The organism is Rheinheimera riviphila (genome assembly GCF_004005945.1).
Taxonomy (GTDB): Bacteria; Pseudomonadota; Gammaproteobacteria; order Enterobacterales; family Alteromonadaceae; genus Pararheinheimera; species Pararheinheimera riviphila.
The window spans coordinates 117,974-143,058 of sequence record NZ_SACS01000007.1 but is presented as its reverse complement, the minus strand read 5'-3'; the positions used below and the strand labels follow the sequence as shown (position 1 = coordinate 143,058).

Here is a 25,085-nt window from a genome sequence, read left to right as displayed (position 1 = left end):
TTCTGTCCATCTGCTCAAACTGCAAGAGAACTACGTCCGCTGATAGATTTACTTTCCGCCGGTCACTTATTACGACGACGAACAATCCAATTCGGTGCTCAGCGGGTTTTCTGCAGCGCCAAGATAAGCGCTAATTTGTTGATCTTTATGTACCCAACGTTGATTCAGCCATTGCTGAAAGCGCTGGCGGTAGGCTTCATCATTAAAATAATCACCGATAATGCTGTCATCAACCGGCAGTAATTCAACCTGAATGACCACCCGTTTTAAGCGGCCGAGTAGCATATCCAGCGCCACATGGCCCGGGTTATCCGGATAAATCAAGGTCACATCCAGCACCGCATCAAACTGACTGCCCATGCTCGCCAGGGTGAAGGCAATGCCACCGGCTTTGGCCGGCAATAAATGTTGGAACGGACTGTTTTTATGGCGTTTTTTCTGCGGTGTGAAACGGGTGCCTTCCACAAAGTTGATAATGGTGGTGGGTTGATGGCGGAATTTCTCGCACGACTTTTTGGTCGTTTCGATATCTTTGCCTTGTAGCGCCGGGTTTTTCGCCACTTGTGCCTGGCTATAGCGTTTCATAAAAGGCATATCCAGCGCCCAGGACGCCGAGCCAATAAAGGGCACCCATTTTAATTCTTCTTTGAGGAAAAACTTTGGCTCGGGAATACGCGCCAATGCAAACTGACTTAACACCGGAATATCCAACCAGCTTTTATGATTTGAAATCAATAAGTACCAACGGTCTTGTTTTAACTCGCTGAGGCCACTTAGTTGCCATTCTACCGGGTTAAACAATTCAATTAACTGGCGATTGTGCCAGGACCAACGCCGGTACGCCCAATGCGCCAGCTGCGAACAAGCGCGTTGTAACGCTGGCAGCGGCAGAATTTTCAGGGCGCCGCACAGCGTTACCACAATACCCCACAGGCTCAGATTTAGACTGAATAAAGCAAACGCGACAGGCGCCAGCAAGGCGCGGATTGAAAAAGCAGATACAACAGCCATTAGCGCGACTCTCCTTGTTGCAGTTCCAGTAATTGCTGGTTTTTATCTAACCATAACTGATTCACCCATTGCTGAAACCGGGCGCGGTAGTGCGGATCTTCGTAGTCACCAATTAGCTCTGGTTCAATTGGTAACACCCGCACCCGCACTTTAATCTCGCGGACTTTGCCCGAAATATAATCCCAGAAACTGGGCGCACCTTGTGGGTAATAAATCGTCACATCCAGCAATTTGTCTAACCGTTGCCCCATCGCATTGAGCACAAACGAAATGCCGCCGGCTTTGGGTTTTAACAGATATTGAAACGGCGATTGTTGCTGCTGATGTTTTTCCGGCGTAAACCGCGTGCCTTCGAGAAAATTCATCACCGATACCGGTTTAAACTGAAATTTTTCGCAGGCTTTACGGGTGGTCATAATGTCCTGGCCTTTTAAATGCGGGTGTTTTTTCAGAAACGCCGCGCTGTAGCGTTTCATAAATGGGAAATCGAGTGCCCACCAGCACAAGCCAATCACCGGCACATACAGCAGTTCTTTTTTCAGGAAAAATTTCAGAAACGGCACCTGCCGATGCATCACTTTTTGTAGCGCCAGAATATCGACCCAAGACTGATGGTTCGCGACCACCAGATACCAGTCTTTCACTGATAACTGCTCCAGGCCTTTGACATCCCAATGAATGTTGCTGAAAAGTCGGCTGGTTCGGTTATTCAGTGCGATCCAGGCGGTCGCGCAGTGGTCGAGCAAGTAGGTAATACCAACCCGCCATTGCCGGATTGGCAGCAACTTCAGGATGGCCAAGCCTAAAATCGGCATTGCCCAAAACAGGGTATTGAACAGATACAGCAAAAAAGAAATGACGCCAATCAAAGGTTTAGGTAAAAAATTCAACATCGGACTGCAGCCTCCTTTTTACGTAAATAAAATGTGTCTGAGTACTTTTCAGATACAAAAAGAGCAGGCTGACCTGCTCTTTTTTCTGTAATCACAGTTGCTGCGAACTGCTCTGACCTGTGCAGTCTACCTTAATCTTCGAAATAGGTATAACCATAAACACCGGCTTTCAGCTCATCCAGCATCGACGCTTGTTGTGCCGGACTGAACTTCGAGGTTGCCAGTTGGTTCTGATACGACTGCAACAGCTTCTCAGCATCAAACTGCACATAACGCAGCACATCGGCCACGGTATCACCTTTGATAGCGTTGGTCAGTTTGTAGCTGCCATCGCTATTCAGTTCAACGTGAACAGAATCGGTGTCACCAAACAGGTTATGCAGGTCGCCCAGGATTTCCTGATAAGCGCCGACCATAAACATGCCCAGTAAATACTGCTCGTCTTCTTTGTAGATTGGCAGCGGCAAACTGGATTCAATACCGTTACCGTCAGCGTAGCTTTTCAACGCGCCATCTGAATCACAAGTGATGTCCTGAATAATGGCGCGATGTTCCAGTGATTCGTTCATCCGCTCCAGTGGCATCACCGGGAACAGTTGATCAATACCCCAGGCATCTGGCATCGACTGGAATAACGAGAAGTTAACGAACAACTTATCCGCCAGTTTTTCGTTGAGTTCATCGTGAATTTCACGGTGAGAACGGGACGATAAGTCGAGTTTATCTTTCACTTTGTTGATGGTGGCAAAGTAAATCTGCTCCAGCAACGACCAGTCTTTGAGCGTCAGCAAACCATGCACATATTGCGCGTGCGCATCGGTGAAATAATGCACCGCATCGTGGTAAGCCTCAACCGCTGAGCGTGAGGTGACATTCTGGTAAGAATCCCACAGCGCCCACACCACTTGCGGCGAATCTTCGCTTGGTTCTGGTAAATAACGCAGGCCTGGCGCGCGTTCAACGTCAATCGCATCGGTCACCAAGACGGCGTGGTGCGCAGTCATAGCGCGGCCAGATTCAGTGATGATGTTCGGATGTGGTAAATCGTATTCGTCACAGACTTCTTTTAAACCATACACCACGTTGCGAGCATATTCGTACATGGTGTAGTTCATCGAGCAAGCTGAACGTGAGTTCGAACCTTCGTAATCGACACCTAAACCACCACCCACATCAACCGTGGTGATTGGTACGCCTAAAGTGCGCAGTTCAGCATAATGCCGGGCACATTCGCGGATCGCGTTGTGAATATCGCGGATATTGGCAATTTGCGAACCGATATGGAAATGCACCAGTTGCAGTAAATCTAATTTGCCGGCTTCTTTTAAAATATCAATGGCTTGCAGAACCTGAGTGGCAGTTAAACCAAACTTGCCTTTTTCGCCGCCGGTATTTTGCCATTTGCCTTTACCGACTGAGTTCAGCTTGATGCGGATGCCGATATAAGGCGCCGCTTCTAAGCTGTCGATTTCGCGTAAGAGGGTTTTCAGTTCGGACAGTTTTTCCACTACCACATACACACTGTGGCCCATCATCTGGCCGATGGTGGCTAAACGTAAGAATTCGCTGTCTTTATAACCGTTACAGACGATACGTAATGGTTTTTCGGTGACGCCTAAAATGGCCATCAGCTCAGGTTTGGAACCGGCTTCTAAACCGACTTTGCCGCTGTGATGGCTGATCAGTTTACTGACAACGGAGAATTGCTGGTTTACTTTAATTGGATAAACCGCCGTGTATTCGCCCTGATACTCGCGCTCTTGCTTGGCTTTGGCAAAAGACGTGATCAGCGTATCAACACGGTGTTCCAGAATATCGGTGAAACGCACCAATACCGGCAGCGTTAATCCTTCTTCTTTAAAACGTGCCGTCAGCTCCGGAAAGCTGATGCCTGGTTTGCTGTGATCCTGATCCGGATAAGCAACGAGGTCGCCCTGTGCGTTGACGTCAAAATAGCCTTCGCTCCAGACTGCTACGTTATAGATGGATCTTGCTTTGTCGATACCCCAATCTGCCATTGTCGTGCCCTTTAAAAAATAAGGCTGCCATTTTAAGTGCAATAGCAGCAAAAAAACATGAAAAGTTTGTCCCAAAGCTTAGTAGCTGGCAAAATAATTGCCCCCTCGGTGCGCAGCAGGACCTGAACATGTCTGAACAAAACTCACAATCTCATTCACAGACCAATCCACAACTCAATCCACAACTCAATCCACAACAATGGTTTACTGAGATTTTCGCACCAAGTGGCAGTGCTTTTTCACTGGAAATCACTGAAAAACTGGCCGAAGTTCAATCGCCGTTTCAGCACATTGAAATCTATCAAACCACCCAGTTTGGCAAGCTGATGGTGATTGATGGCGTCATTATGCTGAGTAGTCGTGACAATTTCCTCTACCACGAAATGTTAAGTCATCCAGTACTGTTTACTCATCCGGATCCAAAACAGGTGGTGATTATCGGTGGCGGTGACTGCGGTACCTTACGGGAAGTGTTGAAACACCGATCATTAGAATCTGTCACCCAGATTGATATTGATGAGCAAGTGACCCGCATGGCGGAACAATTTTTCCCGGAACTCTGCACCAGCAATCAGGATCCACGCGCCACTTTACTGTTTGATGACGGTATTAAATATATGCGTGAAGCAGCGCCTGCCAGCCTGGATGTGGTAATTGTCGATTCCACCGATCCGATAGGCCCAGGTGAAGGTTTATTTAACCGGGCTTTTTATCAAAGCTGTTTTGCGGCGCTTAAACCCGGTGGCATTTTAGTACAACAAAGCGAATCGCCGCTTATTCACCTGCAACTGTTAAATGACATGCGTCAGGCGATGAAAGATGCCGGTTTTGCCGCGCTGCAAACGTTGAATTTCCCGCAAATGGTGTACCCAAGTGGTTGGTGGACCTGCACTATGGCGCGTAAAGAGCAAAATTTTGACGAGTTCCGCAGCGATGCGGCGCAAAACTGCGCTTTTGACACTGAATATTACAACGCGGCTATTCATCAGGCGGCGCTGGCGTTGCCGAATTTTATGCTGCGCCAGTTGGTTGGTTGACAGCAAAGCTGCAGTAAATTGTTGATTGCTAACAGATGTTGCAGCTGTATTAGAGTTTTGGCTTAGAACTTGCGTAATTCTCATCTTTTCTGTACATTTAACAGCCAAGTTGAGGAATACCTAATGAAGCATTTGATCGTTATCAGCATCGCTTTGGCAAGTTTGCAGTTGCACGCGAATGTCTATCAATGTGAACTCAACGGTAAAGTCACCTTCAGTCAATTCCCTTGTGAAGACAACGCCACGCTGACGCAAGAAGTCAGCAGTGGTAATGTCGTGCTCACCACCAGCAAAAAACCTGATCAACAAATGGAAACGTTGCGCAAAAAAGCACGGTATCTGGAATACCAACTGGCGCAGCTGGAACAACAGCAAAAACAACAACTTCAACGCTACGAAGATGAAATTTACCTGGCAAAACGCCGTGGTGAAAAATCGAATTATGTGGCGATGATGAATCAAAAACTGCACAAAATGCAGCAGGATTTTAAGCAGGCGAAACTACAGCGGCAGCAAGAAATCGCCGGATTACAGCAACAAATGACGAGCATGCAACGTCAGTATGCGGTGCAGTGATCAGTAATGAAGGTTGAGCTTGGCCATTCAACTCAGCCGTTTCGCCCAGATTAAACTCAGCACCATCAACACAGTTCCGGCAGCAAACTGCCCCCAATCGACTGCGTGCTGCCACAACACAAAGTTAACCAATAACCCGGCGGGTATCAGCAGATTGTTCATCACGGCCAATTGATTGGCATTGACCTGTCTGGCCCCGGCATTCCACAGCCAATAACCTAAACCGGACGCGACCAACCCAAGCCACAGTAAAATCAGCCATTCGGTGGTGGTGGTCGGAGTGTTTTGCCAATTGGCGAATAACGAGCAACCAATAGCTGCGACGATGCTGGCACCGACAAAAAACCAGCCAAAACTCTGGCTTTGTTGCAGGCTGCTGCCAAGTTTCAGTTGACGGTACGCGACCTGGCCAAAGGCAAAACATACATTCGCGCCTTGCACCAACGCCAGTCCCAGCCAAAAATCGGTGGTTGGCGCTTCAAACCGGATCACCAGCGCCCCTAATACCGCAAGTAAAGCAGGTCCAACCCACAATAAACTGATGCGACGATGGCGCCAGAGTTGGTCAAAAATGGTGACATAAACCGGCGTTAAAATGGTAAACAGCAGCACTTCAGCCACGGTTAGATATAAAAAGCTGTGATAAAACAGCAGGTACATCAAGCCAAGTTGAATAGCGCCAATTCCAGCCAGCGCCAATGCCTGTTTCACCGGTGTGGGTTTGAACAGCAAAAAGGGTGCAAACAGTAATAACGCCAGCGCCATGCGGCTGCCAACTGCCACATAAGGGTCGACCTTGCCGGCTAAAAACTCGCCAATCAATGAAAAGCTGAACGACCAAATTAAGGTGACCCAGATTAATAATTGCATTCGCAGGCTCTGCTGAAAAATTTCAAGGCGTTATGCTATCGTTTTTGCTGTCTCTTAGACAGGGGCGATCAGAGAGAACAGGTTTGCTGCAACAGCGGAACCATTGAAAAACCGATAACAACGCGGATAAAAAAGGGCAGTTTGAAAACTGCTACAAACCGCCCTGGGACTAAATCGAAAATTTAGCTGCTGCTGACCTGCTATTGCGTAACCGGTTCGATGTGAATTTCCACCCGGCGATTAGCCGCACGGTTGGCTTCGTTGGTATTTGGCACCGCCGGATAATTCGGGCCTACGCCGCGGGTTTCTAAGCGGATTGGATTGACCTGTTGTGCAATTAAATACTGTTTGACGCTGTCGGCACGGCCTTGTGATAACTGCATATTCAGCGCCATTGGGCCGGTGTCGTCGGTGTGTCCAGTGATCACCAACATGGTTTTTTCATATTCGGCCAGTACTTTTGCGATGTCGTTTAACACTGGATATAAGTCGGCGCGAATGTCACTGCGACCAACGGCAAAAGTGACTTGTGCCGGAATATCCAATCGCAGAATGTCACCATCACGGTAAACTTTGACCCCGGTACCGGATAACTGATCGCGCAGTGCCTGTTCTTGATTATCCATGTACCGACCTACAGCCGCGCCGGTTAAAGCACCGATCGCCGCACCAATCGCCAGACGTTTATTTTTGTGATTACCGGTCGCTTTACCAGCCACTGCGCCAACGACCGCGCCAATAGCGGCACCCCGGTTAGTATTGTTGTTTTCAATGCTGGCACAACCACCCAGCGTCAGGCTGGTGGTTAAGGCCGCAACCAACAAATGATTTGCGTTCATCAGTAATCCTTTATAAAAGCTTTAGGGACAGACTAGGCAGCCGCAGCTGAATTTTGGCTGAACTGCCTTGGAGTCACTCTTGCACAATCTTGGCTTCAAGTGTTATGGCAAAAGTGAATCAGGTTCAGGGCGGCAAGTGTAGTCAGCTACTGCCGACATAGCCAGAGATTGCGGTTAATGCGCGGCAGGCAGCGGCAATTGGCTTCTGATATGCGAAGCTACTTATATTCAACTGGACATTTATACGGCCAAAAAGTAAGCTCCTTGGCCATCAATCAGAGTATTCAGGCATTATCGACAGAGGGTTTTGCACGCATGGCCGCGCTTCGCTGGAAACGTATTGTGATCAAAGTGGGCAGTGCTTTAATTGCGCCGGCCGGGAAAGGTTGTTCGACCCGCTATCTGCTGGCGATTGCCCGTTTTATCAGTGAATGCAAGTTGCAAGGCACTGAAGTGGTGCTGGTCTCCAGCGGCAGTGTGGCTGCTGGTCGCGCTGCAATCCCGTTTAGCCATCAGCCGCTGCCAATTAATGTCAAACAAGCGATGGCGGCCATTGGCCAAAGTCAGATGATGATGATGTGGAGTCAACTACTGGATTGCCCCTGCGCCCAAATTTTGCTGACCCACGACGATTTACGTGACCGCAAAAGATACCTGAATATCGACAACACCTTACGTACTTTACTAAGCCATCAGGCACTGCCGATCGTCAATGAAAACGACACTGTCGCCACCGCTGAACTCAAAGTCGGGGATAACGACAATTTAGCCGCGATGGTGGCGATTGTGGTTGATGCCGATGCCTTGATTATTTGCTCCGATATCGACGGTTTGTACACTGCAAATCCACGGACGGACGCCAACGCGATTTTTATTCCAAAAGTTGAACAGATTAACGCAGACATTTATGCCATGGCCGGTGGTAGCCATCATGCGGTGGGCACCGGCGGCATGGTGACAAAATTACAGGCGGCGGCCAAGGCTTCGGCGCAAGGCATTGAAACCTTGATTATTAATGGTCAGCGCGCCAGTAGTTTTGATGCACTGCTGAATGGCGAAAACGCCGGTACTTTATTTTGTGCCCAGCCCGGTAAACAAAGCGCGAAAAAGCACTGGTTACTACACAGCAGCAAAGCCACCGCCCAAGTGACACTGGATGAAGGTGCGGTGCAGGCGTTGTTACATAAAGGCGCTTCCTTGCTCGCCAAAGGCGTGACGCAAGTGACAGGTGATTTTGATAAAGGCGATGCCATCTGGCTGGTTGATACCGCAGGCATCAAACTAGCCAAGGGCGTCAGCCAATATAGCGCACCGGAGCTGAACAAAATCAAAGGCATCCATAGCAGCGGTATTGAAGTGGTGCTGGGCTATTGCCCTAGTGAAGTGGCAGTGCACCGTGATGATTTAGTGCTGATGGAGCAGGGATGATGAGTAGCAACACAAGTTTAGATACTGCAGCGGCAACCACTTTTGATGTGGTCGCTTTATGCCAGCAAGCCAGAATTGCCAGCCGTCAGCTCGCGCAAATGGGCGAGGCTGAAAAAAACCAGTTATTGCTGGCAATGGCCGATGCGCTTGTCGCGGCAACACCGCAAATACTGCAGCAAAACCAGCTGGATATGCAAAATGCCGTGGCGAATCAACTCGCCGAAGCGATGCAGGACAGATTGTTGCTGACCAGCGAACGCATCCAATCTTTAGCCGCTGCCGTGCGCCAAATTGCCAGTTTGCCGGATCCGGTCGGGCAAATTCGCCAGTTAGCGCCAAGGCCAAACGGTATTCAGGTTGGTAAAATGCGCATTCCGCTGGGCGTGATTGCGATGATTTACGAAGCGCGGCCGAATGTCACTGCCGACGCTGGCGCCTTATGTTTAAAATCCGGCAACGCGGTGATTTTACGCGGCGGCCGTGAAGCGCTGAATTCCAGTCTGGCAATTGCCAAAGTACTGCAGCAAGTATTAGTGGCACATCAGGTGAATCCTGCCGCCATAAGCGTATTACCAGTGCCGGACCGTGATGTTTTATTGCAGTTATTACAGCAAGAACAATACGTCGATTTAGTGATCCCACGCGGCGGCGAAGGTCTGATCCGTTTTGTCAGCGATAACAGCCGGATCCCGGTGATCCAGCATTACAAAGGCATTTGCCATTTGTTTGTGGATAAAGCTGCCGATTTCGATAAAGCTTTGGCTTTGCTGCTGAACGGCAAAACTCAGCGGCCGGGCGTGTGTAACGCACTGGAAACTTTGTTGGTGCATGCCGACATTGCCGATACATTTTTACCTTTGGCAGGCGCAGCATTACAGGCTAAAAACGTTGAAATTTATAGCTGTGAGCGTAGCTTGCAACATCTGCCAACCGCACAGGCGGCAGCTGCCGATCAGTTTGATACTGAGTATCTGCGGTTGGCGATGTCGGTAAAAGTCGTCGATAGTTTCGCCGCAGCAGTGGCGCATATCGAGCAACACAGTTCCGGCCATACCGAAGTGATTTGCACTCAGGATATCAGCCGCGCGCAGCGGTTTATCAAGCAAATCAATTCGGCAGTGGTGATGGTGAACGCATCGTCACGGTTTTCCGATGGCGGCGAGTTGGGTTTAGGTGCAGAAATCGGTATTTCGACCAGCAAACTGCACGCTTATGGCCCGATGGGGCTGGAATCTTTGACCACCGAAAAATACATTGTGATTGGCGATGGTCAGGTGCGTGCATAGCCCGCTCGCTGTCGCTGTGCAATAACTGAAAGTCCAAATCGGCATCATTGTGGCGTGCCGCTGTCACCCTCCAGACCATAACTGGAGGGCTCTCTGACGATCTGTTGATAAATCGCTGATAAATTGCCTACCTGCTAAAAATCCCCAAAACAAAGACTATGGTGTGATGGCATTCCTGCTGCAGTGCTCGAATGGATCGGCTGCCAATGATGGCGGTTGGTTGCTGCAGGCGCCAGAGCCCAAGGGTAGTGCCTGGTTTAAGGAACGCGCCTTCATGATCTAAGGAGAGAACTTCATGCCAAATGATTTTATTATCAGCTATAGCGACAATGCTAACTTCGACCAAATCACCAAACTGGAACGCGCGCTGGAGGCCATTGGGCCAGGTCCGGTGCAGATGGAAGCGGACGAGCAGTATTTCAGTGCCACCCTGAATTGGGGCGTCAGCCTGCGGGATTTAGCCAACCTGAAAGGCAAGCTGAATTCGACAGTACCGATTGTGGTTGGCGTGTTTGTCGACGATGCCAAAGCTGTAGAGCTGGATAATTTTTATTGGAGCCGCGCCTTTACTGATTTGGTCCGGCAAAGTGCCCGCACTTATTGGGGCAACTGGGGCTTAAATCAGCAAGTGGTCGCCGGTGCTGTTGGTTTTATTGACCCACAAGGCCGCACCTTCACCAAAGTTGCCGATTTACCCAACGCCAGTATTCAGCAGTTGACGGGGCCCGCCGCCTGGTCGATTGAAACCTCGTCGGTGAAGCAAACCGAATCCAGTATCGATTTTAAAGGTGGCTATTTTGATCCGTCTTCCGGCACTGAAGTGACGGTCGGGCTGGACGTGGCCTGGACTTTTGCCAAAGAAGGTTCGATTGCCTCTAATGCCACTATCAGCAGCCAGGCCTCGGTCAACGATTTTGGTGTGGCGATGCAAAACAACTTCGCCTGGTTGTTAGAAAAAGCCCGATCTGTGGGTTATGCCACGCAAGACGGTGGTATTCGGCAGGGTTTTGGCGTTATTACCCAGGTTCGCAATTGTCGTGGGGTGATGAATCTCGGGTCCAAAAATGCCAACAGCAGTTTTTCGGTGGTCGGTTCGGTGGATGGTGTCAATGCGATGACCGGTACTGGCAAGGCCAATGCTTCAGTGAACGGCTCGTACAAAGAAATTAATAAAACCAGCGCCTTTGAAAGCTGGTTATGGCCGGCTGAAGCCAATCAGGCCGCGGCTGCGGAAGTGGGTTTGTGTTATCAGTTTGCCAGCTATCACGGCAAACAGATTATGCCAACCTGGATCCAGCAACTGGATAATTTCCGACTGGTGTTTGATAACTCGCACGGCGGTACTTATATCGGACATTGCACCGTGGAGTTTCGCACCACAGACGACCCAAACATCAGACGGTTGGAAACCTCAGTGCCAGGCGGTCAGGTGAAAACGCTGGATAATATTCCGCTGAATGCGTTGGATGTCGCTATCACAGTGCAGTTTACGGCCGGCGATACCTTCCACTTTATGGTGGATGCGCCGTTAACGACCTGGCTCAGTGGCAATAGCACCATCGATTTAAGTGGTGTTTGGCCTTGGGGCTCCAAAGCGCAGTTCCGCGATAATTCAGGACAGTTGTAAGCAGAACACTGACCCGCTTATGCGGGTCAGTTTTTACAGGTGGACATAAAGCTGATTTAACCCAACCAAGGCGTCGCTTGTTTACGCGCTGCTTCATACTGACCAATCTGCGGGCTTAGGGTTTCGCTGGCGCCGATAAAATCCAGGCCAGACAACAACCGTTGTTTCACATCCTGATCCATCGCAAAACCTACAGCGGCATTATTACCGAGCAGAATTTCCTGATTGGCCAAATCAATTTGCCATTGTTGTGACCCTTGTTTGCAGCGATTAAACAAAAACTCAATGTTCGAGGCACTTAAGCTAATCAGCAACATGCCGTTGTTGACACTGTTATTAAAGAAAATATCGGCAAAACTTTCGGCGATAATCACGTTAAAGCCATATTGCTGAATGGCCCACGGCGCGTGTTCCCGTGACGAACCACAGCCAAAGTTGGTGCGGGTCAGCAAAATCGACGCGCCCTGATACTGCGGTTCATTCAGAATAAATTCCGGATTGGCGCTGCCATCGGCCTGATAACGCCAGTCAAAAAACAGTGCTTCGGCAAAACCGTCACGGCTAACTGAGGTCAGAAACTGTTTTGGGATAATCTGGTCAGTATCGACGTTATTTTTATCCAGCGGGCAGACTAAACCCTTGGCGAAAATCTGGCTCATGCTTGGGCTCCTTGTGCTACTGACATTTGAGAAATATCGACAAACTTACCGGCAATAGCGGCAGCAGCGGCCATCGCCGGGCTGACTAAATGAGTGCGGCTGCCACGGCCCTGACGGCCTTCAAAGTTGCGGTTCGACGTCGAAGCGCAGCGCTGTCCGGCATCAACTCTGTCGTCATTCATGCCTAAACACATCGAGCAGCCCGGTTCACGCCATTCAAAACCAGCGGCTTTAAACACATCGGCTAAACCTTCGGCTTCCGCCTGACGTTTCACCTGACCTGAACCCGGCACCACCAACGCGCGCACCCCAGCGGCGACTTTTTGCGTACCAACCACAGCGGCGGCGGCGCGTAAATCTTCAATCCGGCTATTGGTGCAAGAGCCGATAAACACTACGTCAACCTTGATGTCCGTCAGCTTCTGACCCGCTTCTAAACCCATATAAGTTAAAGCACGTTTGGCGGCATCGGCTTTGATTAAATCTTTAAACGATTCCGGCGCTGGCACCGGCTGATCCACCGCAATCACTTGCTCAGGGTTAGTACCCCAGCTGATTTGTGGCCGGATCTGGCTGCCGTCGATATTAACGACAGTATCAAACACCGCGTCGGCATCCGAATACAACGACTGCCAATAAGCAATGGCGGCATCCCAATGTTCAGCCTTCGGTGCATGTGGTTTACCTTTCAAATAGGCAAAAGTGGTGTCATCGGGTGCAATTAAACCGGCTTTAGCGCCCATTTCGATGCTCATATTACACAGCGTCATCCGGCCTTCCATCGTCATACCACGAATGGCTTCACCACAGAACTCGGCGACATAACCGTTGCCACCGGCGGTACCTAATTTACCGATAATCGCCAGGATCACATCTTTGGGTGTCACAAAAGGTGATAACTGGCCGGTGACTTCCACTTTTAAAGTTCTGGCCACTTGTTGCGGCAGTGTTTGGGTGGCCAGCACATGTTCAACTTCCGAAGTACCGATCCCAAAAGCAATAGCACCAAAAGCGCCATGAGTGGAAGTGTGTGAATCACCACAAACAATCACCATACCGGGCTGGGTTAAGCCAAGCTCAGGGCCAATCACGTGCACAATGCCTTGGTCCGGATGATATAAATCCAGCAGTTCAATGCCACTTTCGGCGCAGTTGGCGGCCAGGGCTTCCAGCTGTTTACGCGAAGTTTCACCAGCGGCATCGTAGCTGCGCACCTGGGTTGAGGTGTTGTGATCCATGGTGGCGAAGGTTAAATCTGGCCGCCGGACTTTACGACCTGCTAAGCGCAGACCGGAAAACGCCTGTGGGCTGGTGACTTCATGAATTAAGTGCCGGTCGACAAACAATAAATCGGTGCTGCCGTTTAATGAACCGACCACATGGCTTTGGTAAATTTTCTGATAAAGAGTACGGTTCATTTTTATGCTCCAGCGTTTTCTTTATAACTAATGGCATTAACGATGGCATTGCCAATATCGTCAGTGCTGTAAGTCGATTGCGGATTGATATCGCGGGTCACGATACCGCGCTCTAAAGTTTGCTCGACCGCAGCTTCAATGGCGCGGGCGGCGGCTTCTTCGCCACAGCTAAAGCGCAGTAATAAGGCGGCGGATAAAATCTGTGCCACCGGATTGGCAATGCCCTGGCCTGCAATATCCGGCGCGCTGCCACCGGCCGGCTCATATAAACCAAAATTGGAGCCGTTTAAGCTGGCGGACGGTAACAAGCCCAGAGAACCAGCAATAGCAGCGATTTCATCGGATAAAATGTCGCCAAACAGGTTGTCGCACAAAAGCACGTCAAAGTGTTTAGGTGCGCGGATCAGCTGCATCGCGGCGTTGTCGATATACATATGCTCTAATTCAACGCCCGGATAATCTTTGGCGATGCGTGACACCACTTCGCGCCACAATACTGAGGTTGCCAGTACGTTGGCTTTATCAATCGAGGTCACTTTGTTGTTGCGTTTAGTCGCCGCTTCAAAGGCCACGCGGGTGATGCGCTCAATTTCTTTTACGCTGTAGGTTTGGGTATCAAAAGCGCTGTCTTGCGAGCGGCCTTTTTCACCAAAATAAATGCCGCCGGTCAGTTCGCGGACACACAAAATATCCATACCCTGACTGCTGGTGCGTGGGTGTAATGGCGATAATTCAGCAAAAGCCGGGTAAATTTTGCCGGGGCGTAAATTGCAGAATAAATCGAAGGTTTTGCGCAGTGGTAATAAAGAGGCGCGCTCTGGCTGCTGCGCTGGCGGCAGATTGGTCCATTTGGGGCCGCCGACTGAGCCGAATAAAATGGCATCGCTACGTTTACATAAATCTAAAGTACTGGCGGGCAGGGCTTCGCCGTGTTCATCGATCGCCGCGCCACCCACTAAAGCCGCTTCGCTTTGAATGGCAAAACCAAATTTGTTGGACACCACTTCCAACACTTTTAACGCTTGTTGCATCACTTCAGGGCCGATGCCGTCACCGGCCAATACTGCAATTTTATAAGTCTTCATCTGTGTCTCTGCATCTAATAGATTTAGTTTTTATTAAGTGATCAAGCCTGACGTCGTGCTTGCTTCACGGCATCAATGCGTTTACTGCGTTCAATCAGGTTGAGTACGTGCACATAAGCCAGCACCGACGAACGGACGATATCAGTGGCCAAACCGGCACCGTGGTACCGGCGCCCTTCATATTCAGCGATGATATCGACCTGACCCAAGGCGTTTTCACCTTCGCCTTTGGCTTGTAAGTTGTAATCGACCATCTTCACATCTAATTTGGCAACCCGGTGAATAGCCGAAAATGCCGCTTCAACCGGACCATTGCCGGTGGCCGCTTCGGTAAAGACTTCGCCACCGGCTTTAATGCCAACAGTAGCGCTTGCCACGTGGCCGGTGTGGGTGCTGGAACTTAAAAACTCCAGTTGATAATGCTCGTCGTCATCCTGCAGATTCTGGAAAAACACCAGCGCTTCTAAGTCATAGTCAAACACCCGGCCTTTTTGGTCGGCAAGGGCGATAAAAGCGGCATAAATCTGTTCTAAATCATAATCTTCTTTACCGTAACCCAATTCGGCCAAGCGGTGCGAAATCACTGCGCGGCCCGAGCGTGACGTCAGGTTTAATTCGTTCTGGCGAATACCGACCTGCTCTGGTGACATAATTTCATAAGTGTTTTGCGCTTTTAACATGCCATCCTGGTGAATGCCGGAGCTGTGGGCAAAGGCGTTTTCACCGACAATGGCTTTGTTCGGCTGGATTGGCATATGGCAAATTTGGCTGACCAAATGGCTGGAGCGGTAAATTTCAGTGGTTTTAATCTCGGTATAAAACGGCAATACATCGGCGCGGGTTTTGATAATCATCGCCACTTCTTCCAGCGAGCAGTTGCCGGCGCGCTCGCCAATGCCATTGACGGTACATTCAATCTGCCGCGCACCTGCCTGAATGGCGCTGATGCTGTTGGCAACGGCTAAACCTAAATCGTTGTGGCAATGCACGCTAATAATGGCCTGATCGATGTTCGGCACTTTATTCCGCAGGCCAGTGATGATCTGGGCAAATTCATTTGGAATGGTGTAACCGACGGTATCCGGAATATTAATAGTGCGGGCACCGGCTTTAATGGCGGCTTCAACAATGCGGCATAAATCATCAATCGGCGTGCGGCCGGCATCTTCGCAGGAAAACTCCACGTCATCGGTAAACCGGCGCGCTAACTGAATAGCAGCAACCGCTTGCTCGGTGGCTTGCTCTAAAGTGCGGCGTAATTTGTATTGTAAATGCAGCGGGGAAGTCGCGATAAAGGTATGAATACGGCGGCGTTCGGCGTCTTTTAATGCAGCGCCACAGGCTTCGATATCGGCGCTGACGGCGCGGGCCAGGCCACAAATAATCGGGCCTTTCACGCTTTGGGCAATCGCCTGCACCGATTCAAAGTCGCCAGGGGAGGACACCGGAAAACCGACTTCCATCACATCGACGTTTAATCTGGCAATGGCATGCGCCAGCTGAATTTTCTGCTTATGGCTTAAGCTGGCACGTAACGCCTGTTCGCCATCCCGTAACGTGGTATCGAAAATCCAGATTTTGTCTTGGCCGTTCATAGTTTGTTCCTCTGTCGCTGATTTTTTATCCCGTTATCAGACCTGGAGGTAACAAAAAACCCCGGCCTGTGGCTCGGGGTTTTTGCTGGTTCCGGTAAACGCGTGTTACCAATGCACAAAACCCCGTGGCCTGAGTAGGAGCACGAGGAGGTTGAGAATAATTGCGTTTAAACGGGTGTTATTTGTCATAAGAGTTTTCTTAAGAATTCTGGTCAAAACTGCGCCTGTTGCGCCAATGTCATTAGTAATAACATGGCAATTTTGGAAATGCAACAGTATAGATGGCCAAACCAGCTGGTTATCTTCTGAGCGGTTTTACTGATATAGGCCATTTGTGTAGCCAGATCAGCGGCTTTGGTCAGAACAGATTTGACGCTGTGCTGCATAAAAAAACAACAAACTCGCTGGTTTTGCAGAATAATGACAAAAATAACATGACAATTGCGCCTGCTGCGGCTTAAAATGCTCGCCGTTCTGCCAAGTGCTCCTGCACACGCAACTCTGCCCGGGTGGTGAAATCGGTAGACACAAGGGATTTAAAATCCCTCGCTCGAAAGGGCGTGCCGGTTCAAGTCCGGCCCCGGGCACCATTTTCTGCTTTAATTCCGGTACTTCTCCTTCGTTCTTCCCAATATTGTATTCGATTTTCCTGATATTCAATATCGCGCATGACGCGGCAAACTGCTATAACTAAAACCAGTTTTACCAAGCCGTGAGTGTGCCAATGCCCCATTATTCCGCTGATTTTATTAAAGAAATGCCAAAGTCTGACCTGCATCTGCACCTCGATGGCAGTTTACGGTTGGAGTCGCTGATTGAGATGGCCAAACGCAGTCAACTGACGTTGCCTTCCAATACCGTGGCCGGGCTGAAAGAGTTGGTATTTAAAGAGTCTTACAATAATCTTGGTGAATATCTGCATTGTTTCCAATACACCTGTGGTGTGCTGAGAAATATGGAAAACCTGGAACAAGCGTCCTACGAGCTGGCGATTGATAATCAGCAAGAAGGCGTCAATTACATCGAAGTGCGGTTTGCCCCACAGCTGCTGATTGATTTACCGGCCGGCATTACGTTTGACAAAGTGATGCACGCGGTCAATAACGGCTTGAAGCGCGCGCAAACTGAATACAATCAGCAAGCTGTGGTAATTTCAGGCGACAAACCCCCTTTTGCCTACGGTATTATCAACTGCGCGATGCGGATGTTTGGCGACAAAGGGTTTTCTCCTTATTACACCAATTTATTTCAGCTGATGCGTGATTTTGAGCCAATGCAGGTGATTAAACTGGCCGCGATGGAATTGGTGCGCGCCAGCGTGCGGTTGCGCGATGAAGAAGGGGTGCCGATTGTTGCTTTGGATTTGGCCGGGCAGGAATCGGGATATCCGGCGCATAATTTTAAAGAAGTGTACGAATACGCCCATCAGCACTTTTTACTCAAAACATTGCATGCCGGCGAAGCCTACGGCGCCGAGTCGGTGTTTGAAGCCATTACCGAATGTTATGCTGACCGGATTGGCCATGGTTATTCGATGTTTATGCCGGAGATGATCCGTGACCCGAATATCCTCGACAAACAAAAATATATCAAAGAGTTAGCGTCCTATATCGCAGACAAGCGTATCGCCATTGAAGTGTGTTTAACCTCAAATCTGCAAACCAATCCGGCCATCACTGACATCAAACAACATAAACTGCGCGATATGCTGGAAAACCGTATCGCCACAGTCATTTGTACCGACAACCGTCTGGTGTCGAACACCACAGTTAGCCGCGAATATCAGCTAGCGGTTGATAACTTTGATATCCCGCTGAAACGCTTAAAAGACATCGTCGCTTACGGCTTTAAGAAAAGTTTTTTCCCAGGCAGTTATGTCGAAAAACGCGAATACGCCAAACAGTGTCTGGAGTATTTTGACAAAGTCGCGCGTAAATACGGTTTTATCTATTAAACCGCTTTTGTTGTATGTTGAGTGGTTTGAACGATGCCACTTCCAAAGCAAATCTCTTAATAAACAGCCCCGCTTTTTGGGGCTGTTTGCTATCGGTCACTCAAATATCCTCAGACGGCTCCGCACGAAGTTGCAATAGGGTGAATTTTTGCCTGAAATCACCATGAGTAAGTTATTGATTTAAAATTACATTTTTCATAAGTCATCCAGCCGGCCAAAACTGTCGCAAAAAAGATACAGTTTAAGTTATTGAATTATATAGATATTAAAAATACATCCAGATCGCTGTCTCTAATTAGCAACAGATCCTCAGTCTCAACTCAGCTGCAACCCAGTGCATTCTGGTGGTTATTGTTTTAAGCAGTTGAAATTAAACGACTATTATTTAATTTAAAATGTTGGCACAACCCGTGCATTAAACAGATTGTCCAGGTAAATAACGCAAGTGATACAGCAGGTTCCACTTCCGTTTTTTACCTGATGAAGCGAATCAGTGAAGTTAAGAATTTAAAGACCAGTCGAGGCTGGCAACATGAGAAGAGGTACACCATGGACACATTTTTAATCGCAGCAGCAGTATTTTTCGCGGTCAATGCTTTTGTGTTTGTTACTTACTTACGCAAAATTGATGTAAACGGTACTGCCGTACGTCAGCTGGAAAAAGCGCAATTTGCGGATGCTTACAACCGTCAGTCAGCTAAAGTACGTAAGGCCCGCGCCGCTGGTGTTGCAGCCCGCGCATAACCCTTTCAAATCCCTTCAAGGTCGGTTTTATTACCGGCCTTTTTTTTGCCTGAAATTTAATCATTTCGTTACTGTTACCGGTTTACCTTTTTTAGGATTTTCTAACACCTGCATTTACCTAAGATTGAATCTGATTGGGGCTGTTGCATTAATCCGTTATGATAGAAACCGATAGTCCTCGTTACTGCTGTATGAAGTCAGGAGATCCCATCGTTATGCGTATGCCTTTTCAGCCTGCTTCGTTGCGGCAATTTATCCTGCTGAGCTTTTTCCTGGCGTTAATCCCGCTTGCAGTATTGTTGTGGCAAAGCAATAGCGCTTTGTCGGATGTCAGTCGTTACGCAGTTGCCGAAGCTGAAACTTCGGTGGGCAGCGTCAAAGTCACTGAAAATATGCAAAATGTGGTGATAGATATTGAGCGGGCGGTGCGCCAATTCAGCATTTTGCGCACTGATGCACTGAGTCGTTTAGCCAAAACTCATATCGAAAATTATCAGCAAATGCTGGACACTTTGTGCCAGAGTCTGAACGCCAAAAGTTTATGTGAACAACAACAGCGGCACGTCGCAGTATTACTGCAAATTTACCTGCAAAGCAGCATTGAAGATTTATCGCCGTTGTTACTACAAATCCGTCAGCAACAAGGGCAGCTGACCGAACAAACCTGGAATTTGCTGGAAGAACGGCTGCAAGCCCAGCAAAGTTATGTGGTGGCGGCGCAAAACCAATTGGCTTGGCAGAGTGTCGCACTGGTGATCCTGACGTTATTGCTGGTGTTGTGGGCATCGGCGCGGATTGCTTCGCCGATTAAACAATTGGATACCATGATCCGTTCGATTGGCCAGGCCAGCCATCATTTCCCGAATGAACAAGTGGAAGGCCCGCGCGAACTCACCGAACTCGGCGAGCAACTGCGCTGGCTGGCGTCGCGGTTGCAGCAGTTAGAAGCGCTGCGGCTGATTCTATTGCGTCATGCCTCGCATGAACTTAAAACCCCACTTTCCAGTATTAAAGAAGGTTGTGCACTATTATCGGAACAAGTGGTCGGTATGCTGAACCCACAGCAAAAAGAAGTCGTCACCTTGCTGAGTGGCAGCGCCGATCGGTTAAGCCAACTTACAGAACAATTGCTCGATTACAACCGCTTGTTACAGCAGGCAAAACCAGAGTTCGCCTGGCATGACAGCCAGCAGTTACTGCAAAGTTGTTTTAACGACCATGCCTTATCGTTGCAGCAACGCCAGCAATACATCGAACTGGATTGTCAGCTGCCGCGGCTTTATACCGATGCGATGTTGTTCCGGCGTATTCTGGATAATCTGATTAATAATGCGCAGGCTTATGGCGGACAATCGAGCCCGGTGTGGGTGGTGCTGCGGCCACACGATAAATTTATGTTGTTAGATGTTGCGAATAACGGAACGCCGATCCCGGCGGAAATGCGGGCTAAACTGTTTGAACCCTTTCAGCGTGGTACAGCACCGCGTTTTGATGCCATTCAGGGGTCGGGTTTAGGACTTTCGATCGTGGCAGATTGCGCCCGTCTGTTGGGCGGGCTGGCCGAAATTGTGGATGTGAATTATGCAGATGTCTGTATTCGCATCCGATTACCTATGGTTGAGGATTCGATATGAAGTTATGGTCTGTGCTGGCTGGCAGCCTGTTGTTAGCTGGATGTCAGGGGGGACCGGTACCATTGCCGGTGATCATTAAACCGACCCCCGAGCCGGAAAAAGTGGTGGAGTTACCACGACAGGCACCAGAGCCGGTGAAACCTGCGATGGCGATCAGCGATGATGTTTCAAGCCTGACCGCCTGGACTGAGTTTCGCGCTGAGCTTTTGAAAATGACCACCAAACAACGCGACAATCTGAGTAAAAATCTGCAATACGGCCCGGTGGTGTCATTGCAGCAGCTGCTGATCCGCATTCATCCGGACAACCCTTATCCGGTACGTTTTAAAGCACAAACCCAGCTTGGTGAACAATTAACGACCCTGCCGTCCGGTTTAGCTGACATGTTGCGTTGGGATCATGCTTACAATCAAAAGTTATTGGAATCGGAATCTGCCGTCAAAGCGCTGGGCCGGTTAAATGGCCAGCAACAAGATAATCTGGAACGTTTACAGAAGCAAAACGCTGATCTACAAAAGAAAATTGATGCACTGACCCAAATCGAAGCCAAGTTGAATCAAAGTGGCGGAGGCTAAGGATGAGCGGAAATAACGCCCGATTATTGTTGGTTGATGATGATCCGAGTTTATTGCGACTGATGACTTTACGCCTGGAAGGTGAAGGTTATCAGGTGATTAGCGCCGATTGTGCCGAAACAGCTTTGACCATGTTGGCCAAGCAACCGGTGGATGTGGTACTCAGCGATTTGCGGATGCCGGGACTCGACGGCATGGCGCTGTTTGATGAAATTGCCAAACGTAACCCCGGTTTACCGGTAGTGCTGATGACGGCGCATGGTTCTATTCCGGAAGCTGTTGCTGCAACGCAGCGCGGGGTATTTGGTTTTTTAACCAAGCCGCTGAACAATGTTGAACTGCGCGATATTCTGCAAAAAGCGGTGCATCAATCGCATGTGCCAAGTAAAGACGAATGGCGCCAGGCCATTGTCACCCGCAGCAAAGGTATGGATCAACTGCTGGAGCAGGCGTACCGGGTGGCGCAGCGTGATGTCAGTGTGTTGATCACCGGCGCCAGCGGTACCGGTAAAGAGTTATTGGCCAAAGCCATTCATCAGGCCAGCCCACGCGCCCGCCGTAATTTTGTGGCGATTAACTGCGGCGCTTTGCCGGAACATTTGCTTGAATCTGAGCTGTTTGGTCACGCCAAAGGTGCCTTTACCGGTGCGGTCACCGAGCATGCAGGTTTATTCCGTGAAGCCGATGGCGGCACGTTATTCCTCGACGAAATTGGTGATATGCCACTACCGTTGCAGGTGAAATTGCTGCGGGCTCTGCAAGAGCGGCAGATCCGCCCTGTAGGTAGTGCCAAATCAATTCCGATTGATGTGCGACTGATTTCTGCCACCCACCGTGATTTAAAGCAAGCGATGCAAGAGCAAAGTTTTCGCGAAGATTTGTATTACCGGCTAAATGTGGTGAATCTGCAGCTGCCGACTTTACGCGAAAGAGCCGAAGATATTCCGCTACTGGCGCGGCACGTGCTGGCACAAAGTGGTGAGCGTCACCATGTGCAGGTCAATCGTTTTTCCGAAGATGCGATGCAGGCGCTCGTCACAGCGCAGTGGCCGGGCAATGTGCGGCAACTGGTGAACGTGGTGGAGCAGTGTGTGGCGCTGACCAGCAGCCCGGTGATTAGTCTGGCGCTGGTTGAACAGGCGTTGGCGCAAAACCGCAGTTTCTGGCCGACGCTGAGCGAAGCGCGGGATCAGTTCGAACGGCAGTATCTGGTGCGGGTGTTAAAAATGGCCGAAGGTAATGTCACCCGCGCGGCAGAACTTGCTGGACGGAATCGAACTGATTTTCACAAGCTTTTGAAAAAACATGAATTAAGCGCGGCGCAGGTCTCAGAGCAAGGTGATGAGCCTGAGTAAGCAGCCTTAAAAAATGGTTGTGGATGAGTTCTATATAAATAGCAAAGTGAAGTGAGATGAACGAAAATTTTGATGTCGAACCCGACGTATTAAAAGCAAAAATTACCGCCGAAACCGCGGTGATCAGCTGGTTGGAGCTGCAAAAATTTTACGCTGCCGGTGATGTATTACAGGTGTCGGCAGCGCTTGATTTGATTGATGTGGCATTTGCTTTTGCCACCGATGCCAAGCCGCAAGTGGCGGCCTGGCTGGCGCAAGGCCAGTTAGGACGGGTTGAAGCCGATCAGGCGCAGGCCTGGTATCAACAACAAACGATGTTGTGGGCGGTGGTGATTTCGCCCTGGGTGTTGGTGCAGGATAAAGCTGCCTAGTCGCAGCCAACTTTGCCGCAAACAGCTTCGTTGTATTAGTTGCTTACGCTCGTTACAGCTACAATCTTCAATGTCGTTGTCACATTTATAAAAAGGTAATGCATGTCGGACATCCGTGGTTTATCCGCCTGGATGAAGTTGCTGCTCAATCAGAAACTACCATCCATTAACAGCGTCGTGCTGGAAGTCTGTCAGCTCAATGACAGCAGCGAAAGTAGTGCCGACGATCTGGCGCAAATCATTTTACGTGACGCCAACCTGACTTCTAAAGTGCTGCGGGTGGCGAATACCGTGCACTACAACCGTTCCAGTAAACCGGTGCAAACGGTATCGCGGGCCATAGTGCAGATTGGTTTTATTGAAGTCAAAAACATTACGCTGGCCAGTGTGCTGATTGACAGCCTCCTCAGTGGTAAACCCAAAGCGATGTTGTTACAACGACTTGCCCGCTCTTTTCACGCGGCGGTGCAAGCAAGGGCGATGGTGCCGAAGCTGGACAGCGACCGGCGTGAACAGGTCTTTATTGCCGCGTTACTGCGACAAGTGGCCGATTTAGCATTATTGGCCAGCCAGGAAACCGCTGCCGAGCAATTTATCGTCGAGCGTGATTTGTACCCTGATGACGAACACTCCATTGCGATGAAATATCTCGGTGTCGGCATCGATACGCTGAATAAAGAACTGATTAAAGAGTGGAAACTTGGTGATTTATTACTGGATGCGGTCAGTCCGGTGCAAAAATCCGGCGCTTTGGCGGGTATTGTCAATCTGGCGGATCAAATCAGTCAGCATATTGAGCAAGGCCTGACATCACCACAAATGACTGAGCATTGCTTGCAACTGGCGAAAATCTGCCAGCTCAGCGTCGAAGAAAGCCATCAACAAATTTTACTGATGGCGGATGAAGCGGCGGCTATCGCCAGTAGCTACGGCGCGGATAAAATTCTGCCGCAATTGCCAGACCGTCAGCAAATTCTGGAAGCCACAGCGCAATACGCCGTTACTGACCACGAACTGGTGCGGCATCTGAACTTATTGTTTAAGTTGTTTCAGCTGGGCGACAATCTGACAAAAATTCTGCATTCGGCGGTGCTTTGTCTGCATGAAGGCGCTGGACTTGCGCGTGTCAGCCTGATGTTGATGGATTATAAAAGTAAGTCATTTGAACCGCGTTATGTGGCCGGCCGCGACACCCTGGTCTGGCGCCAGCAGTTAAAAATTGAGCTGGATAAGCTGCACAAAGGTGAGTTGCTGCATGATTTATTATTGAAACAACAACCCATCTGGCGACCGAAAAATACCGCGTCGCAGCCGCTGGCGGGGCTGGAAGTGTTGTTACCACAGGATGGCGATTGTCTGGTCGCCAGCCTCAAAGTGGAAAAACGTATTTTTGCTCTATTTTACGCCGACGCCGCCGGAAAAGCAGTGACCCCACGCCAATTCGCCGAATTTCAGCTGGTCGCCAATACCCTGCAATTGATGCTGCAACACAACGAAGCGGCGGTGTGAGTCTTTAAGCAGCTTGAGCCACTTCAAGGCTGAGGGGCAAAAAAAAGGGAGTAGTATCAGGCTACTCCCAAACTGCAGAAACGCATAACCCGTCATCCCTGAAGCTGAGCTTCATTGCGGTTCAACCGTGGCTGAGCTGCAACTTCAATGATTTAGGGTGCAAACACCGTGGATTTCGGATCCTTCCGCAAACCGTGCAAGTACAGTTTGTCTCCATGACCAAAACACTATACAAGCACTAAATCCGTATTGCAAATGATTCTCATTTAAAATATGCTGTTTTTAACGACAACAGGGTCGCCATCAGGCAGCAACCAGGCTGCGCAGGTGTGGGTTGTCGGTAAAACAGGGAGTTGTGTCATGTTCAATTCAACCAATCCGCTGCTGTTAATGTGGTTGCAATTAGGCTGGATGTTGTTACCCGCCGGGCTGTTGGTAGTGATTGATTACTGGATATATCAGTCACTGGACAGGCGGGTCTGCTTGTTGGCCATCTTGCTGGTTTTGTTACTATTGTGTTGTGGCTTTTACCAGTGGCGTGCCAGTTACTGAACAGCTATTGCAGCGTTGTCAAAAAGCATCAATACTAGGCCTTAAACTC

The 25,085-nt window shown here is 49.5% G+C and carries 23 protein-coding genes and 1 tRNA gene; 15 read left to right on the top strand and 9 right to left on the bottom strand.

Going from position 1 to position 25,085, the window contains the following annotated elements:
* Positions 1-69: 69 nt before the first annotated feature.
* The 3 genes from EOE67_RS08725 to speA all read right to left on the bottom strand — a co-directional run bounded on the left by EOE67_RS08725 (position 70) and on the right by speA (position 3,922).
* Positions 70-1,011 carry an acyltransferase gene (locus EOE67_RS08725; RefSeq protein ID WP_127698710.1) on the bottom strand — a complete coding sequence of 314 codons (942 nt, stop codon included), beginning with the start codon at positions 1,009-1,011 and terminating at the stop codon, positions 70-72.
* Positions 1,011-1,904, bottom strand: coding sequence for an acyltransferase (locus EOE67_RS08720; protein WP_127698709.1), 894 nt, complete (start codon positions 1,902-1,904; stop codon positions 1,011-1,013). The genes EOE67_RS08725 and EOE67_RS08720 overlap by 1 nt, the downstream gene beginning before the upstream one ends.
* Positions 1,905-2,035: 131 nt before the next feature.
* Positions 2,036-3,922 (bottom strand): biosynthetic arginine decarboxylase, encoded by a 1,887-nt coding sequence (gene speA, locus EOE67_RS08715; RefSeq protein ID WP_127698708.1) that lies wholly within the window; start codon positions 3,920-3,922, stop codon positions 2,036-2,038.
* Positions 3,923-4,050: 128 nt separating this feature from the next.
* On the opposite strand from speA, the gene speE reads away from it, so the two are divergent.
* Both speE and EOE67_RS08705 read left to right on the top strand, forming a co-directional pair.
* Complete coding sequence (gene speE / locus EOE67_RS08710; RefSeq protein ID WP_127698707.1) at positions 4,051-4,959, top strand: polyamine aminopropyltransferase; 909 nt, start codon at positions 4,051-4,053, stop codon at positions 4,957-4,959.
* Positions 4,960-5,082: 123 nt separating this feature from the next.
* A complete protein-coding gene (locus EOE67_RS08705) occupies positions 5,083-5,535 on the top strand; it encodes a hypothetical protein (RefSeq protein WP_127698706.1) in 453 nt (150 codons plus the stop codon).
* A 27-nt stretch (positions 5,536-5,562) separates the two neighbouring features.
* Here the strand turns inward: EOE67_RS08705 and EOE67_RS08700 are convergent, their stop codons facing one another.
* Positions 5,563-6,405 (bottom strand): EamA family transporter, encoded by an 843-nt coding sequence (locus EOE67_RS08700; protein WP_127698705.1) that lies wholly within the window; start codon positions 6,403-6,405, stop codon positions 5,563-5,565.
* A gap of 200 nt (positions 6,406-6,605) precedes the next feature.
* On the bottom strand, positions 6,606-7,244 hold the full coding sequence (locus tag EOE67_RS08695) for a YiaD family glycine zipper/OmpA-like lipoprotein (RefSeq protein ID WP_127698704.1): 639 nt from the start codon (positions 7,242-7,244) through the stop codon (positions 6,606-6,608).
* A gap of 264 nt (positions 7,245-7,508) precedes the next feature.
* On the opposite strand from EOE67_RS08695, the gene proB reads away from it, so the two are divergent.
* The 3 genes from proB to EOE67_RS08680 all read left to right on the top strand — a co-directional run bounded on the left by proB (position 7,509) and on the right by EOE67_RS08680 (position 11,585).
* Positions 7,509-8,672: a glutamate 5-kinase gene (proB, locus tag EOE67_RS08690; RefSeq protein ID WP_240652756.1), complete on the top strand. Its 1,164-nt coding sequence runs from the start codon at positions 7,509-7,511 to the stop codon at positions 8,670-8,672.
* Positions 8,672-9,958: a glutamate-5-semialdehyde dehydrogenase gene (locus tag EOE67_RS08685; protein WP_127698703.1), complete on the top strand. Its 1,287-nt coding sequence runs from the start codon at positions 8,672-8,674 to the stop codon at positions 9,956-9,958. Before proB ends, EOE67_RS08685 begins: the two co-directional genes overlap by 1 nt.
* Positions 9,959-10,253: 295 nt before the next feature.
* Positions 10,254-11,585, top strand: a complete 1,332-nt coding sequence (locus tag EOE67_RS08680; RefSeq protein ID WP_127698702.1) for a hypothetical protein — start codon at positions 10,254-10,256, stop codon at positions 11,583-11,585.
* 56 nt (positions 11,586-11,641) lie between these two features.
* Here EOE67_RS08680 and leuD read toward each other — a convergent pair whose 3' ends face one another.
* Genes leuD through leuA form a run of 4 tightly spaced genes read right to left on the bottom strand, consistent with a single transcriptional unit; the run spans position 11,642 to position 16,342 of the window.
* Positions 11,642-12,244, bottom strand: a complete 603-nt coding sequence (leuD, locus tag EOE67_RS08675) for a 3-isopropylmalate dehydratase small subunit (protein WP_127698701.1) — start codon at positions 12,242-12,244, stop codon at positions 11,642-11,644.
* Positions 12,241-13,662 (bottom strand): 3-isopropylmalate dehydratase large subunit, encoded by a 1,422-nt coding sequence (gene leuC / locus EOE67_RS08670; RefSeq protein WP_127698700.1) that lies wholly within the window; start codon positions 13,660-13,662, stop codon positions 12,241-12,243. The genes leuD and leuC overlap by 4 nt, the downstream gene beginning before the upstream one ends.
* A gap of 2 nt (positions 13,663-13,664) precedes the next feature.
* Positions 13,665-14,747 carry a 3-isopropylmalate dehydrogenase gene (gene leuB, locus EOE67_RS08665; protein WP_127698699.1) on the bottom strand — a complete coding sequence of 361 codons (1,083 nt, stop codon included), beginning with the start codon at positions 14,745-14,747 and terminating at the stop codon, positions 13,665-13,667.
* A 41-nt stretch (positions 14,748-14,788) separates the two neighbouring features.
* Positions 14,789-16,342, bottom strand: a complete 1,554-nt coding sequence (gene leuA / locus EOE67_RS08660; RefSeq protein WP_127698698.1) for a 2-isopropylmalate synthase — start codon at positions 16,340-16,342, stop codon at positions 14,789-14,791.
* 281 nt (positions 16,343-16,623) lie between these two features.
* Here leuA and EOE67_RS08655 point away from each other — a divergent pair, with 281 nt between their 5' ends.
* The 10 genes from EOE67_RS08655 to EOE67_RS08610 all read left to right on the top strand — a co-directional run bounded on the left by EOE67_RS08655 (position 16,624) and on the right by EOE67_RS08610 (position 25,036).
* Positions 16,624-16,803, top strand: a complete 180-nt coding sequence (locus EOE67_RS08655) for a hypothetical protein (RefSeq protein ID WP_127698697.1) — start codon at positions 16,624-16,626, stop codon at positions 16,801-16,803.
* Positions 16,804-16,845: 42 nt separating this feature from the next.
* Positions 16,846-16,932 (top strand) — tRNA-Leu (locus EOE67_RS08650).
* Between the two features lie 134 nt (positions 16,933-17,066).
* Positions 17,067-18,296, top strand: coding sequence for an adenosine deaminase family protein (locus EOE67_RS08645; RefSeq protein ID WP_127698696.1), 1,230 nt, complete (start codon positions 17,067-17,069; stop codon positions 18,294-18,296).
* Positions 18,297-18,845: 549 nt separating this feature from the next.
* A complete protein-coding gene (locus tag EOE67_RS08640) occupies positions 18,846-19,040 on the top strand; it encodes a hypothetical protein (protein WP_068059482.1) in 195 nt (64 codons plus the stop codon).
* A 215-nt stretch (positions 19,041-19,255) separates the two neighbouring features.
* A complete protein-coding gene (locus EOE67_RS08635) occupies positions 19,256-20,674 on the top strand; it encodes a sensor histidine kinase (protein WP_127698695.1) in 1,419 nt (472 codons plus the stop codon).
* Complete coding sequence (locus tag EOE67_RS08630) at positions 20,671-21,249, top strand: hypothetical protein (RefSeq protein WP_127698694.1); 579 nt, start codon at positions 20,671-20,673, stop codon at positions 21,247-21,249. The genes EOE67_RS08635 and EOE67_RS08630 overlap by 4 nt, the downstream gene beginning before the upstream one ends.
* A 2-nt stretch (positions 21,250-21,251) precedes the next feature.
* Positions 21,252-22,604, top strand: a complete 1,353-nt coding sequence (locus tag EOE67_RS08625; protein WP_127698693.1) for a sigma 54-interacting transcriptional regulator — start codon at positions 21,252-21,254, stop codon at positions 22,602-22,604.
* 56 nt (positions 22,605-22,660) lie between these two features.
* Positions 22,661-22,975: a DUF2288 domain-containing protein gene (locus tag EOE67_RS08620; RefSeq protein ID WP_127698692.1), complete on the top strand. Its 315-nt coding sequence runs from the start codon at positions 22,661-22,663 to the stop codon at positions 22,973-22,975.
* Between the two features lie 102 nt (positions 22,976-23,077).
* Positions 23,078-24,484, top strand: a complete 1,407-nt coding sequence (locus EOE67_RS08615) for an HDOD domain-containing protein (protein WP_127698691.1) — start codon at positions 23,078-23,080, stop codon at positions 24,482-24,484.
* 360 nt (positions 24,485-24,844) lie between these two features.
* The gene (locus EOE67_RS08610) at positions 24,845-25,036 is read left to right on the top strand and encodes a hypothetical protein (protein WP_127698690.1); all 192 of its coding nucleotides are present in this window, start codon (positions 24,845-24,847) and stop codon (positions 25,034-25,036) included.
* Positions 25,037-25,085 lie beyond the last annotated feature (49 nt).